The sequence below is a fragment of the Ruminococcus sporogenes genome, assembly GCF_054655175.1.
On sequence record NZ_BAAHOA010000001.1, the window covers coordinates 195,267 to 209,397 of the forward strand.

Genomic DNA, 14,131 nt, shown 5'->3' on the forward strand with positions numbered 1-14,131 from the left:
AATTACTATTTTAAAATAAGGATATAATCCAATAAATACCCATTGCGGTCAGTATGAATCCGATTATTAGCGTTAAAGCGAAAACAAGCTTTTGCTTTAAGAATATAAGCTTATTTTTCTTTTTATTCTGAATCGCTTTAGCTATAAGAAATACTCCTGTTGCGGCAGCGGCTATTCCGGACGAAATATAGTTGCTTTCCGCAGAAAACCTTATTTCAAGTAAAAAAGCTATAGCATATCCGGCAGCGCCGAGAGAAAATATAATTTTGTCGATTTTTGAGAGAACTATTTTTTCCTTATGCGGTTGAAGTCCGTTATTTTTTTTCATGCTGCATAACCGACGCTTTTATAAAATCTGCGAAAAGCTTCTGAGGTTTATTAGGACGGGATTTGAATTCCGGATGGAACTGGACTCCTACGAACCAAGGATGATCCTCAAGCTCAACTATTTCAACCAGCTTTTCGTCAGGAGATACGCCGGCTATTTTAAGACCGCAGTCCGTAAGTTTGGCGCGGTAGGCGTTATTGAATTCCCAACGGTGACGATGACGCTCGTATATAAGAGAGTCTCCGTAGATATCGGCGCATCTTGAACCTGGTACAAGCTTGCAGGGATAAAGTCCCAAACGCATTGTTCCGCCCTTTTCAGTAACGTCCTTCTGATCCTCCATTATGTCGATAACGCTGTTTTTTCCGTCCGGCGCGAATTCCGTAGAGTTTGCTCCATCAAGGCCCGCAACGTTTCTTGCGTATTCAACTACCGCCATCTGCATTCCGAGACATATTCCGAAAAACGGTATCTTGTTTTCGCGGGCATATTTTATTGCGTCGATCATACCCTCGATACCTCTGTCGCCGAAGCCGCCGGGCACTATAATTCCGTCGCAGCCGTCAAGCATTTTTCCGACGGTTTCAGACGATATTTCTTCGGAATTTATCCATTCTATATTTACATCGGCGTCGTTTACTATGCCGCCGTGACGGAGAGCCTCGGCAACGGAAAGATACGCGTCCGGCAAAGCCACGTATTTTCCGACTAATCCGATATTCACTGTTTTTGACGCCGCCTTCTGCCTGTTTATCATTTCTATCCAGTCGGCAAGGTCAGGCTTGGGATTGTTGAGCTTAAGATGCTCGCAGACGCATTCGGCGAGACCTTCCTCTTCAAGCATCATAGGAACCTCGTAAAGCGACGGAGCGGTTAAATTCTGAATTACGTCTTTTTTGCGGACATTGCAGAACAAGCCGATTTTTTCAAGCATATCTTCGGGGATTTCCGATTCGCTTCTGCATACGAGTATATTCGGCTGGATACCCAGTGAGAGAAGCTCTTTGACAGAATGCTGGGTAGGTTTGGATTTCAGCTCGTTTGAGCCTGCGATAAATGGTACGAGAGTTACATGGATTGAGATGGCGTTTTCACGTCCGACCTCGGTCATAACCTGTCTTATGGATTCAAGAAACGGCGTGCTTTCTATATCTCCGACAGTTCCTCCTATTTCTGTAATTACCACGTCCGTATCCGTCTGCTTACCGACCTTATAGATTCTCTCCTTTATTTCATTTGTTATATGCGGTATAACCTGAACGGTTCCTCCGAGATAATCTCCGCGGCGCTCCTTGTTTAGTACGGTCCAGTATACCTTACCGGTAGTTACATTTGAATTTATTGAAAGATTTTCGTCTATAAACCTTTCGTAATGTCCGAGGTCAAGGTCTGTTTCAGCCCCGTCGTCGGTTACGAAAACTTCTCCGTGCTGATATGGACTCATAGTGCCCGGATCAACGTTTATATATGGATCAAATTTCTGTATGGTAACCTTATAGCCTCTGGCTTTGAGCAGTCTTCCAAGAGAAGCGGCGGTTATACCCTTACCAAGACCGGAAACGACGCCTCCGGTAACAAATACATATTTTATAGGCATGATCAAACTCCATTCAATTTCCGCTTTTACGGCCAGCGGCGCGCCGAATTTTCTACGCATGCGGAAAACCATGCGGTTAGTTTTATTTCCCGAAAATATTCAGGGAATAAAAATCATATCATTTCTATTTTACTATTAAAATGTAAAAAAAGCAATAGTTTATTGAAAATATAGTCATTATTCACAATATAAAAAATCAAAAATTTATTTTGCAGTATTTTCTGCGAATTGTTCGTTTTATTTATATAGACACATTTTCACGGCGGTTTTATTTCGCCTGAAAGGAGGAGAGGAATGAAGAGCAAACCTAATTTAACAAAGGAGGAATTTTCTGATAAGTATGACGAGTATTCGCCCATGCTTTACAGAATATGCGCCCTGCGGCTTGGGAACAGGCAGGACGCGGAGGACGCCGTGCAGAACGCTTTTATAAAATTCTATTATAAATCGCCGGTTTTTGCGGATAAGAATGCCGAAAAGGCATGGCTGATACGGGTTGCGGTCAATTGCTGCAAGGATTTTCAGAAAAGCTTCTGGCAGAGAAAAACGGTAGGGCTGGATGAAACGGCGGAGCTTACCTCCGGACTGATAGAGGACGCGGTAAGACTTATCGATGTGTTTGAGCTTTCGGCTAAAAACAGGACTGTACTGGAGCTTTATTATTACGAGGGATACAGTATAAATGAAATTGCAGATATTCTGAAAATCGGTGTAAACAGCGTTACCTCTAGGCTTTCAAGGGCAAGAAAAAAACTTAAATTGGAAATGGAGGCGGATAAGGATGAACAAAAAGGAATTGTACCGGAGCATTGAAGGAATCAGGCAGGACAGACATCTGAAGGAAAGAATTATAAGGGCGACGGAGGAAAAGGACGAGATAACGGTTATTAAGCGGCCGATTTTTATACCGGTTCTGATAGCTTTGCTGATAGTTTTCAATATAGGCGTTGCCGCTAAGCTGGTTATTTTTGATAAGTCTCAGATAATGAATGAATTCAAGCCGCGTTCAAGCTTGAACGGAGTATTGCCTGACTCGACTGAGAACGCGTCTGACAATAAGTCGGAAAACGGCGAAGGAAAAGAAACTGATGAATCAGGCGTCAAAAATTTTCAGGAGGTTAAATCTGATTTTTTAGAGGAATTAAACGTTAATACATATATGATCGCTGAAGAGTGGGACGCCTCGGAGGATTATGATCCGCAGAATGAAATTCCGTTTTACCTTTATTCGGAATATCATGAAAGCTATCAAACCTCCGGAATTTCTTACAGACGTTTTGTACAGGTTATCAATTATAACGAATCTGAATACAGTGGAGTGACAAGCGAATCGAACGGCTTTTCAGAGGCTTATACTAACCATGAGTATATAGTAGGCTACGACGGAGAAGGCTTTAATGATGAAAATATAATAAGCGTCACTGAATCGAATACGGAAAACAATCAGGCGGAATCGTTTTACTTGAGCAAGGCGTCTGAATTAATAGACGATCTTCTGATTGCCGACAGTCTTGAAAAAACCGGAAACGAATTTTTGAGCAGATATTCAGATGAGGATGTAATTGACAGCTCCGTTAACGTTTATGATTTATATTTTATGTTCCCTCTTAAAGAATCAGGCTATTATGATTATTATAAAGATAATATAATTTTTAAGTGTGAAGCGGCGGTAAATTTGGCGTCTTTTGATGGATGGATATCAGAATACTTTTTCCTTAATACATTGGCGGAGGACGTAACGGAAAGCATGTCGGAAATTCCTTATGGGTACTGGAAGGAAACGGTCAGTTCAGCAGACTTTCTAATCGGAAGAGGAATAGACCTTGGTCAGAAAAAGATTTATTCAAAGACAGCGACAAAAGATATGATCGGCGGCTCGGATTCTGATGAAAGCGTATATTTGATTCTTTCGGACTATGGATGGGAGGAATTTGGAAATACAGAGTTTTATGGAAAGCTTTATGGAGATATATTTTATATCGAATCGTTTATATTAGACGGCGACAGCGATGTTTTAATACCATATCTGCAATGCGGAATGGCTGAAAGCGAGTTGTTGGCTATTAAAAATTTTTATGAATTCTATGACAGGGGCGGCAAGATAAAGGAGCTTGAAGACGATTCCTATGATTATCTTGTCAGTTACAGACAAGGCTGGCGGGTTGTAAACGCGTATATAAAAATAGAAAACGGTATTGTAAAGGAAATTTATGTGTCGGAATAAAAAATAATATATAAAAATGAAACCGGAGCAGCTTACACGCGCTTCGGTTTTGTTATGCAATAAGTTAATATTATTCGGATAAAATAAATTAGCCGGTTAGGCAAAAATATAATATTTTTTGTAACCTTTTATAAATATAATGTGTATATATTAGTGAAAGCCGTCAGAAACGGAGGAAGCCCCATGAAAGACAAACGTTTGGTCATAAAGCTAAAAAACAACACTGCCGGAGCGCTCGACAGTGTAATCAGAAAATATTCCGCTTATATCTATACCGTGGTATACAACGTTTTGTCAGGTAAAATGACAGAGGAGGATATAGAGGAAACTGTAAGCGACGCATTTATAAAGCTTTGGCAAAATTCAGGCAATTTGCGGGAGGATAAGCCGCTTCTGCCTTATCTGTCGGTGATTGCGCTTAATCTGGCGCGAAACAGACTAAGGGAGAATAAAAGCTATGCCTTTTGCGATAACAGTATACTTGAAGCCGTTCAGGGAGATGATTTCTTTGAAAAAATTGAAAAATCCGAAACTGTTAATATGGTTCTTGAAGCTGCTGAAAATTGCCTGAAGGAGCAGGACAGAGAAATTTTTATACGGTATTATTTCTATGGAGAGAGGCTGGAGAAGATTTCGGCTTTTCTTGGTCTGACGCTTTCAAACAGTAAAACTAAGCTTTGCAGGGCAAGAAAGAAGATAAGGGAGTATCTGACAGAAAGGGGATACGGCGTTGAAAAGGTCTAAAGCATTTATTATGGATTATCGTCTGCTTGAATACAAAAAAATAAGAAAATATACGATTAGAAAATCTGTCAGAGATAAGCTTAAAAGAATGAAAGGCGAGGTTAAAATTATGAAAATGAGTAAATTGAGAAAGCTTGCAGTTGCCGGAGCGATTGCAGCGGCAACTTTAATTTCCTTTACAACCGTTAATGCCGCAACCGATGGAGCTGTTATTAATAAAATAACGGAAACCATAACGAACGTACGGTTTATAGTAGACGGCAGGGAGGTTGAAAAGACTGCCGTTGTTAAGGAAAAAGGCGAAGATTATATCATATATGAGATGAAATAAAGGATAATCGGATGTGAAAAAGCGAATTTATGCAATATAATAAATTACCGTTTAGATAATGGTAAATGTGCATTACAAATAAAAAATAAAGTAAAAGGGAGAATACGTTTATTCTCCCTTTTATCTATTACATGCTATTTATTATCCTTGAAATCAAGATATTCCTCATATGTTCCCTGACGGTCAATACAGCCCTCGGGAGTTATCTCGATTATCCTGTTTGCAACGGTCTGCATTATTTCGTGGTCGTGGGACGCTAACAGTATTACGCCCTTGAAGCTGACAAGTCCGTTATTTACCGCCGTTATGCTTTCAAGGTCAAGGTGGTTTGTAGGGCGGTCAAGGACAAGCACGTTAGAGCCGAAAAGCATCATTCTTGAAAACATGCAGCGTACTTTTTCACCGCCGGACAAAACGTTTACCTTTTTGAAAACGTCGTCTCCGGAAAAAAGCATTCTTCCTAAGAATCCTCTGAGATAAGTGTCCGTTTCGTCAGAGGAATATTGTCTCATCCAGTCTATAATAGAAAGCTCGCAGCCTTCAAAATATTTATTGTTATCAACCGGAAAATACGAGGTAGACGTTGACACTCCCCATTTGAACGCGCCCTCGTCAGGCTGCTCCTCCTCCATAAGTATCTTGAAAAGCATTGTTATAGCCTGTTCGCTCTCGCCGATAAACGCTACCTTATCTGTTCTTCCAAGAGTAAAGCTTACATTGTTAAGCAGCTTTACTCCGTCAACGGTTTTCGATATGCCGTTTACTGTAAGAATTTCCTTTCCCAGCTCTCTTTCGGGAGTAAAACCGATAAAAGGATATTTTCTGCTTGACGCCGGCATTTCTTCAACCGTAAGATTATCCAGTAGCTTTCGCCTGGAGGTTGCCTGCTTTGATTTTGATTTGTTGGCGGAGAATCTTTCTATAAAGGCCTTTAATTCCTTTATTTTTTCCTCCGCTTTTTTATTCTGCTGTTTTATCATTCTCTGCATAAGCTGACTTGATTCATACCAGAATTCATAGTTGCCGACATACATCTTAATTTTTGTATAGTCGATGTCTACAATGTGTGTGCAGACGTTGTTAAGAAAATGCCTGTCATGGGATACGACCAGGACTGTTCCAAAATATTCGGACAAAAAATCCTCAAGCCATCTTACGGCGTCAATGTCAAGATGGTTTGTAGGCTCGTCGAGCAGTATTATATCGGGATTTCCGAAAAGAGCCTGCGCCAAAAGCACCTTGACCTTTTCATTACCAGAAAGCGACGACATACGGCTGTTGAGGATTTCTTCGGAAAGTCCGAGTCCCTGAATAAGCTTAGACGCGTCTGATTCCGCCTCCCAGCCGTTTAATTCGGCGAATTCTCCCTCAAGCTCGGAGGCTAAAACGCCGTCCTCCTCTGAAAAATCTTCTTTGGCGTAAAGCTCGTCCTTTTGCTTCATTATTTCAAAAAGGCGTTCATTCCCCATAATAACCGTATCTAGAACAGAATATTCTTCAAAAGCAAAGTGATCCTGCTTTAGAACTGAAAGCCTGACGTCCTTAGGGATAACGACTTCTCCGGTTGTCGGTTCGAGATCTCCGCAGAGAATACGCAGAAAGGTTGATTTTCCTGCGCCGTTTGCCCCGATTATACCATAGCAGTTGCCGCCTGTAAATTTTAAATCGACGTTTTTAAAAAGAGTCGATCCTCCGAACTGCATACTGACATTTGAAACTGTAATCATTTAATTTCCTCACTTGATTCTTTAGTAAATATTTCTATTATAGCATAGATAATAATTTATGGCAAGCATATCAATAAATTACTTTACTTCAGGAAGCTTAACATTATAGATTTCTGCAATATACTCTTCAAATTCGTTTATAAATCTATCAAATGCGTGGTAATCAGAATTTGCACAAACATATAAAATATGATTCCACCAAATAACGTAACCGTTTTTATCTTCAATTTTATGCTTTTTCATATACCAGTCATTAAAGTTATCATAAATAGGCACAGGGCTGATATAAGGATTATTTACATAAGCATGATGACGTATTCCGTTAATATATGCAACCAGAAGATTTATAGATTTTGAACCGAGGAACATTCCGGGCCGTTTTTTAATTTCTGCAAAAAATTTCAATTCATCAAATCTTTCCATCATTCGTCCTCCGTATGTGTTCTGAAAGGAGCAAGCGGTATGCCGTTTCTTCCGAAGATTTTTACTTCCATGTAATTGGTCCATGCATATCTTGCATATTTCGGTTTTTTAACATTATCCGATCTTATAAAGATACTGTTTCCGTTTATTTCAGCTTTTGCCCTGTAAAACTTTTTGTCTGCTCCTGCAATTTCAAAGCCGTCCGGGCTTCCGATTACCATTATACCGTTTTCAGCGTTATCTAATATAATATTGATACCGTCGCCGCGGTAACTATGAGTGCGGTATATAGGACCGAATGCGTCCGCGTCCTTAAAGCCGTAAACATGATAAAGAGCCTGTAGGAAAAGCCTTTCTCCAACGGGCTTTTTGTCGATGGGGTGAATGTTTCCGTATTCTCCGCAGTCTGATATTACGGCTATTCCGGTATTTTTTACAGTTTTAAATATCCTCATCTGAGCTTCACGGATTTTACACCAGTTTTTTCTGTCTGTATCGCCCTTATACATAAACATTGGAAGCTGAACAAGCATAAACGGCAGCTCGTCGTCATGCCATTCCCAACGCCAGCATTCGATAAGACGACGCAGCAAAGCATAATAGCTGTCAGGTCTGCGATCGTCCTCTTCTCCCTGATAGTAGAGAAAGCCTCTGAGTGTATAGGGGGCGATTCTGGAAATCATTGTTTCATGCATACCGCATATTCTGAAAGGATTTTTTATTCCCATCGGACCGGGCCAAAGATTTTTGCCGCAAATTTTCTGAACGTCGTCCCAGCTTATATCGGGATTTTCTGCATAGCACTTCTGCGACCTTATATTCCATTCCTTATCATAATCACAGAAACGGTCGTATTCTTCAATCATTTGCTCACGTGTTTTTCCTGCGACCGCCATTTCATAATCTTCTATATATGAAGCTATTTCGTCAATTCCGTTTAAAAATTTCCGGCTCATCCATGCGGACGCAGAAGAGCCTCCCCAGTTGCACCCGATAATTCCGACTGTTACTCCAAGCTTCTTTGAAAGCATATCGGCAAAATAGAATCCGACCGCCGACCAGTTTTTTGAATTATCCCTGCCGGCAGTCTGCCAGCAGGTTTTTTCTTCAGTAAGATAAAAATTTTCATCAATGAAATTCTGCTTAGGAGTATAATAATATCTAACGTTTGTGTTATTCTCGTTTATATTTTCAAGGGTTTCTTTGCCGTGAAGCTCGTTTTGCAGCTCGAATTCCATATTGGATTGTCCCCCGGCAAGCCAGACCTCGCCTATCATAACGTTATTGTATACAATGGTTTGAAGGCTTCCCTTTATTGTCAGTGTATACGGTCCTCCGGCTTGCATCGGAGGAAAAACTGCGTTCCATCTGTTTCCCTTTACTTCTGCCGAAACATTGATTTCGTTTATCGACGCGCTGATTTCCTCTTCGTCCGTATATCCGAAAATTTCAATATTCTTGTCCCGCTGCAAAACCATATTATCCGTAAATATCGCTGCCGCTTTTATCATTCTTTTAATTCCTTTCTTTTTATCTGGTTTCAATTATCTTTTATATTATGAATTAAAAACCGGAATTTGTCAATAAAAAGGCAAAAAAAAGCACCGTGTAAAAACGGTGCTAATAGAGAGGGGGATCACAACGGCCTACAGCCGTTATTAAAGGCCTTTAAAAGACCAATGATAATGTCATTGTAATATGTCAAGGGGAATGAATTCCTCATACGACCTGAAGAGAACTTTATTATTTAAAATATCGTCGCAGCATACGGAACATACAAATTCATTATCTATTATTATCTGAGAAAATGCAAATTTGCGTTCCGTATTTGCAGCAATAAAATTGTTACCAATTATAAATTCCGCTTCCTTCAGCGGAAAAGTAATTCCTGTGCCGATTGCCTTAGCGTAGCTTTCCTTTAAAGTCCATATCTGAAAAAAAGCGCGGTCGGGAAACTCGTTTTCCCTGACAAAGCTGATTTCATTTGCCGTAAAACAACGGTTTAAAACCCTCTTCGGATATTCACGGATATTTTCCGCGTCCACTCCTATAGCATTTTCTGTCAAAGCACAAACGGCAAGACGTCTGCAATGGCTGATATTAAAATGTATCGTATCGTTATCCTTGAGCATAGGCTTGCCGTATTTATTGTAAATCAATTCCTTATTTTCGGCTCGGACTCCTTTTTTTTGAAGGGCTCTGTCAAGTAATCTATGGGCTTCTTCATGAAGTATATTTTTGTGTGAAATTCTGTCATCTCCGGCAGAATAATCACACTTTTTAAAATATATCATGTTCAGCCTTTTTTAGCGGTTGTTTTAGCCGCGGGTTTAACGGGCTTGGTTGATTCCTTGACAGCAGTCTTAGAAGAGGCTCTTTTTGTAGCGGTCTTAGGAGCCGCAGATTTTTTAGGCTCGGCGAGACCGATTATAGCCGGATCTTTTGCCGCCGCTTTTTTTGTTGAGGCGGACTTTGCTGTCTTAGCGGAAGTTTTAACCGTTTTTGAGGATGTCTTTTCGCTTGCTTTTGAAGCTGTTCTTTTAGCGGTTTTCTTAACCGGCTTCTTATTGCTTTCAATAACAGGCTGAATAGAAAGAGCCTTGCTGAGATCGCCGGTTACAGTAAGACGGCCGCTTTCAAAAGCCTCAACCGGATCAAGAAGACCGCTGAATATGCTTATTATATCATTGCCGTCGGCTGTAAGAACAGCGTCGTTGTCCTTATAGTCATAAGGCTCTATAAAAAGCCTGCCTTCGTTGATTTCAGCATAAAAAATACCTTCGCCTTCACCCGTTACATTTATTTGCAGGGCAAGATGACCTTCATAATTGCTGACGTCGGCTGATCCGAATTCTTTTTTGGCTTTCGCAACTATTTCCTCATAAGTCATGATTTATCCTCCTGTAAAATTCAAAAGAAATATTAATATCTGATGTAATTTTCATAAAGTTTATTATAATATATTTATAACACAGCCGGATTTTAAAGTCAATTGATTATGTGTAGATTTTTTTTGAGTTCTGATTAGGTATTTCTTTTATAAATTACAAATTTTGCAGTAAAATGGACGTTTTTAAGGATTTTACAAGAGATTTTATACAAATTAGATTATTCGTAAATTAAATTACTGGGCATTTTGACAATTATTTTATTTGTGCAAAATGACGAATAAATTCATTGTTTTTTGTGTAATACGGCATTTTTGAAAAGTCAGAATATTTCCTGTTCAAGCTCTCTGAAATAATCTGTGTCAAAAAATTCGGTTATTGTTATTTCAAGGCCGTCGCAAAGCTTCTTTATAGTTACGACTCCGATGTTTTTTGCCTTATTATTGACTATATCGTTTACAGTCGACTGAGTCACTCCGGAAATATTAGCGAGCTTGTTAACTGTTATGCATCTGCTTTTGCATAGCTCAATAATTCTTTTTGCGGTTGCCTGAGAGATATTCATAACGGTCTACTCCTTATAAATTATTTTATATAAAAAATAATATCATTTTTTGCCGAATTATATTGTCGGTAAACCGTTGACATATATGCATAGATATGATATAATGACGATAACGGTTTACCGTTGACTGGAAAACCGTTACATTATATTTACATTTTTTGTTCTTGCTATGAATGGGCTTATGTGATATAATGTTGATATAATAAAAAAGGTATGGAGGGCAAAATGGCAGTATTGGAAGTAAAAAACCTCTGCAAGCAATATACAAAAGTGCTTGCCGCAAACAATGTTTCCTTTTCAATTGACGAAGGGGAGATATTTGCTTTAATCGGTCCTAACGGCGCCGGCAAAACGACTACTATAAGAATGATTTCCACTCTGATAAAGCCGACTTCCGGGGACGCTGAGGTTGACGGACACAGTATAATAAAGGAACCCGAAAAGGTCAGAAGGTCTATTACATATCTTCCCGACGAGGCCGGCGCTTATAAGACAATGACCGGCAGAGCTTATCTTAAATTCATGGCCGGTATGTTTGCGGAGAGCAAAGCGGAAATTACCGAATTTACTGCCCGTGCGGAAAAAACCTGCGGTCTTGGAGACAGACTGAATGAAAAGATCGGAAGCTACAGCAGAGGAATGATAAGAAAGCTGCTGCTTTCGAGGGCTGTGATGACAAGACCGAAGCTGGCTATACTCGACGAGCCCACCAGCGGACTGGACGTTATAAACGCTCTTGAAATCAGAAAAATGATAAAGGAGCTTTCAAAAACGGAAAATATGTCGTTTCTGCTTTCTTCACATAACATGCTTGAGATAGAGTTTGTGTCCGACCGCGTCGGAATAATCGCGGGAGGCAGACTCCTTGCAGTGGGCAAAATAAACGAGCTGAAGGAAAAATATAATTCCGCAAATCTTGAGGAAGTATTTGAAAAGGTGGTGAAGCAGAATGAAATTTCTTAATCTGCTGAAAAAAGAGCTTCACGAGCTTATAAATGCGCAGATGATATTAGGCGTTGTAATTACGCTGGTTATGCTTTTGTCTATCGGAAAAATAATGTCTAATGTAATGGACGACGCAGTATCCGATACGGGGAGCGTTAATATAAGCGATAAGGACGATACTGAGTTTACAAGAAATATAATATCGTCCCTTGAATCGTCGGGCTTTGAGGTAAAGCTTGTTACACAGGATAATGCCGACAGGGCGAAGCTTTTAAAGGATTCAGGCTGCGAGAGTCTTATTATAATTCCCGAGGGATTTACGGAAAGCGTTGTAAACGAAAATAAAAGCGGAACCATGGAGCTTATCAGTACTATGAAGACCTCGTCCGCTCTTGCCTCGATATCTGATAAGACTGCTTCTGCTGCCGATATTATTAATGATATAGTCAAAAATGAGATTATGACCGCCAAAGGGCTTGATTCTCAGGATATAGAAACAATTGAAAATCCTGTTTCCTTGAACGAGATTACGGTTGCAAACGACAAATGGGCGAATATAAGTACGGAAACGCTGACGGGACTGATATCTTCCCAGAGCATGTTCATACCGATAGTCGTATTTATTCTCGTAATGTTCACATCACAGATGATAATATCCGCTATCTCTACCGAAAAGATTGACAAAACCCTTGAAACGCTTCTGTCAGCTCCTGTTTCACGTTTATCAGTTTTATGCTCTAAGATGCTTGCCGCCGGAATAGTTGCAATAATAAACGCCGGAGTTTATATGGTGGGCTTTTACGGATACATGGGCTCTATGCTCAGCGGAGCGATTGAGAACACAGAAATTGTAGGCTCGGCAATGACTGTAGATGACATAATGAAGGAGCTGGGGCTTAAGCTTGGCGTTTCCGGTTATTTTATGGTAGGTCTGCAGATGTTCATGACTATAATGATATGTCTTGCTGCCGCAATGATTCTCGGAGCATTAGTGAATGATTCAAAATCGGCGCAGACAATGCTGATGCCGATAATGGTTCTGGCAATGATACCCTATATTGTTTCGATAGTTTATGATATAAATTTTCTTTCACCTGTTCTGAGAACGATTATTTACGCTATACCGTTTACTCATACCTTTAACGCTATCAATAATATTATGTTCGGAAATATGAATCTTTATTGGTTCGGTTTGATTTATCAGATGATACTGTTTTTAATCTGCATGTTTTTTGCTGTCAGGATATTTACCTCTGACAAAATATTTACTATATCCTTGAATTTGGGGCAAAAAAGAAAATTCAGCACAAAAAGAGGATAATAAAAAAGGGCATGTTTTCATGCCCTTTAATTATTTTCCTTGATTATTCCGTTATTCATGAGATTAATGCATAGAGCAAGCCTTGCCTTATCCTTGAATTCAGGCTTTATCATGTAATACAGATAATATTCTATAAGATTAAAAATGTTTGCCGTTCTGCCTTCGATTTTAAACTGATTAAAGCCCATAGGAATATATTTATTGTAAATATCGTCGGGCGTTACGTGAGTTGAAAGCTGCCTTACATCTACAGCGTCGTAATTCATATACGGACAGTTCATTTTAGCGTTATCCTTCGCTTTGTAATCTTCCGGACGAAACGGTTTGCCGGGATTTCTTTTCAGATGATTGCAAAAAGCAATCTGAGTCAAACCAATTTCCTGATAATGCTTAACGCGGTTTTTACATCCCGGCTGGCAGCACGAATTGACAAGTATCTCACATTTTTCCTTTTTGTTTATTTTTTCAAGAACATTGAATTGATTATTGAAATCATAATCCAAAACCACAATGTCATAGTTTTTATCAAGCTCGTTGTTTAAAGCGGTAATATCAGTTATTCGCTTGCATGTGGAGCTTGTTATTTTATATCCGGGGTAAGTTTCCCTTATATATTTTTCAAGTATCGGTGAAACGACTATAACGCCGTTTTTACCGTTTTCAGCAGTCTTTAGTATAAAATTGCAAAATTCATCATCAAGATGTTCCTCTGTTATCATTGGATTTGAAAAGGTAAATCTTAGCGGTATTCCGATTTTATCAAAGTTATTTACAACCGTTTTAACATAATTTTTGTCACAGACTCCCAGCATAGTACGTCCGCCGTTCCACAAGGACTGAGGAAACGTTCCGTAGATTGAAGCGATTTCTACTCCGTCGCGAAAATAATCGGGACAATTTTTCAGCATAGAAAGAAAAACCATATTAAAACGGTAATGGACTGCAAAATCCGGAAGATGAAATCTGACTCTCATAGCAAACTCCTGTTCGACGCAATAATCAATTAATATTGATATTTTAACACTGTTTTAATAATAT

At 39.5% G+C, this 14,131-nt stretch carries 15 protein-coding genes; 6 read left to right on the forward strand and 9 right to left on the reverse strand.

Going from position 1 to position 14,131, the window contains the following annotated elements; all coding sequences use genetic code 11:
• Window positions 1-10 precede the first annotated feature (10 nt).
• Both ACYQ0N_RS00985 and ACYQ0N_RS00990 read right to left on the reverse strand, forming a co-directional pair.
• Window positions 11-328 (reverse strand): hypothetical protein, encoded by a 318-nt coding sequence (locus tag ACYQ0N_RS00985; RefSeq protein ID WP_460161628.1) that lies wholly within the window; start codon window positions 326-328, stop codon window positions 11-13.
• Window positions 315-1,925 (reverse strand): CTP synthase, encoded by a 1,611-nt coding sequence (locus ACYQ0N_RS00990; RefSeq protein WP_177532425.1) that lies wholly within the window; start codon window positions 1,923-1,925, stop codon window positions 315-317. Before ACYQ0N_RS00990 ends, ACYQ0N_RS00985 begins: the two co-directional genes overlap by 14 nt.
• A gap of 294 nt (window positions 1,926-2,219) precedes the next feature.
• Between ACYQ0N_RS00990 and ACYQ0N_RS00995 the strand changes: the two genes are divergently transcribed.
• The 4 genes from ACYQ0N_RS00995 to ACYQ0N_RS01010 all read left to right on the forward strand — a co-directional run bounded on the left by ACYQ0N_RS00995 (window position 2,220) and on the right by ACYQ0N_RS01010 (window position 5,224).
• Entirely contained in the window at window positions 2,220-2,738 is a 519-nt protein-coding gene (locus tag ACYQ0N_RS00995; protein ID WP_177532256.1) for an RNA polymerase sigma factor, read from the forward strand.
• On the forward strand, window positions 2,707-4,149 hold the full coding sequence (locus ACYQ0N_RS01000; protein ID WP_460161629.1) for a hypothetical protein: 1,443 nt from the start codon (window positions 2,707-2,709) through the stop codon (window positions 4,147-4,149). Before ACYQ0N_RS00995 ends, ACYQ0N_RS01000 begins: the two co-directional genes overlap by 32 nt.
• Before the next feature lie 183 nt (window positions 4,150-4,332).
• Window positions 4,333-4,893 (forward strand): RNA polymerase sigma factor, encoded by a 561-nt coding sequence (locus tag ACYQ0N_RS01005; RefSeq protein WP_177532258.1) that lies wholly within the window; start codon window positions 4,333-4,335, stop codon window positions 4,891-4,893.
• Window positions 4,880-5,224, forward strand: a complete 345-nt coding sequence (locus ACYQ0N_RS01010; protein WP_460161630.1) for a hypothetical protein — start codon at window positions 4,880-4,882, stop codon at window positions 5,222-5,224. Before ACYQ0N_RS01005 ends, ACYQ0N_RS01010 begins: the two co-directional genes overlap by 14 nt.
• Before the next feature lie 134 nt (window positions 5,225-5,358).
• Here ACYQ0N_RS01010 and ACYQ0N_RS01015 read toward each other — a convergent pair whose 3' ends face one another.
• From ACYQ0N_RS01015 to ACYQ0N_RS01040, 6 genes are all read right to left on the reverse strand, one after another.
• Window positions 5,359-6,951, reverse strand: coding sequence for an ABC-F family ATP-binding cassette domain-containing protein (locus ACYQ0N_RS01015; protein WP_460161631.1), 1,593 nt, complete (start codon window positions 6,949-6,951; stop codon window positions 5,359-5,361).
• 78 nt (window positions 6,952-7,029) lie between these two features.
• Window positions 7,030-7,377 (reverse strand): hypothetical protein, encoded by a 348-nt coding sequence (locus ACYQ0N_RS01020; RefSeq protein WP_460161632.1) that lies wholly within the window; start codon window positions 7,375-7,377, stop codon window positions 7,030-7,032.
• On the reverse strand, window positions 7,374-8,885 hold the full coding sequence (locus ACYQ0N_RS01025) for a sialate O-acetylesterase (RefSeq protein ID WP_460161633.1): 1,512 nt from the start codon (window positions 8,883-8,885) through the stop codon (window positions 7,374-7,376). Before ACYQ0N_RS01025 ends, ACYQ0N_RS01020 begins: the two co-directional genes overlap by 4 nt.
• A gap of 177 nt (window positions 8,886-9,062) precedes the next feature.
• Window positions 9,063-9,668, reverse strand: a complete 606-nt coding sequence (locus ACYQ0N_RS01030; protein ID WP_460161634.1) for a 4'-phosphopantetheinyl transferase family protein — start codon at window positions 9,666-9,668, stop codon at window positions 9,063-9,065.
• 2 nt (window positions 9,669-9,670) lie between these two features.
• Entirely contained in the window at window positions 9,671-10,264 is a 594-nt protein-coding gene (locus ACYQ0N_RS01035) for an SCP2 sterol-binding domain-containing protein (protein ID WP_177532264.1), read from the reverse strand.
• A gap of 320 nt (window positions 10,265-10,584) precedes the next feature.
• The gene (locus tag ACYQ0N_RS01040) at window positions 10,585-10,827 is read right to left on the reverse strand and encodes a helix-turn-helix domain-containing protein (protein ID WP_177532265.1); all 243 of its coding nucleotides are present in this window, start codon (window positions 10,825-10,827) and stop codon (window positions 10,585-10,587) included.
• 225 nt (window positions 10,828-11,052) lie between these two features.
• On the opposite strand from ACYQ0N_RS01040, the gene ACYQ0N_RS01045 reads away from it, so the two are divergent.
• Together ACYQ0N_RS01045 and ACYQ0N_RS01050 are read left to right on the forward strand one after the other, a co-directional pair.
• On the forward strand, window positions 11,053-11,790 hold the full coding sequence (locus tag ACYQ0N_RS01045) for an ABC transporter ATP-binding protein (protein WP_177532266.1): 738 nt from the start codon (window positions 11,053-11,055) through the stop codon (window positions 11,788-11,790).
• Entirely contained in the window at window positions 11,777-13,093 is a 1,317-nt protein-coding gene (locus tag ACYQ0N_RS01050; RefSeq protein WP_177532267.1) for an ABC transporter permease, read from the forward strand. Before ACYQ0N_RS01045 ends, ACYQ0N_RS01050 begins: the two co-directional genes overlap by 14 nt.
• Window positions 13,094-13,119: 26 nt before the next feature.
• Here the strand turns inward: ACYQ0N_RS01050 and ACYQ0N_RS01055 are convergent, their stop codons facing one another.
• On the reverse strand, window positions 13,120-14,067 hold the full coding sequence (locus tag ACYQ0N_RS01055; protein WP_177532268.1) for a hypothetical protein: 948 nt from the start codon (window positions 14,065-14,067) through the stop codon (window positions 13,120-13,122).
• Window positions 14,068-14,131: the final 64 nt, after the last annotated feature.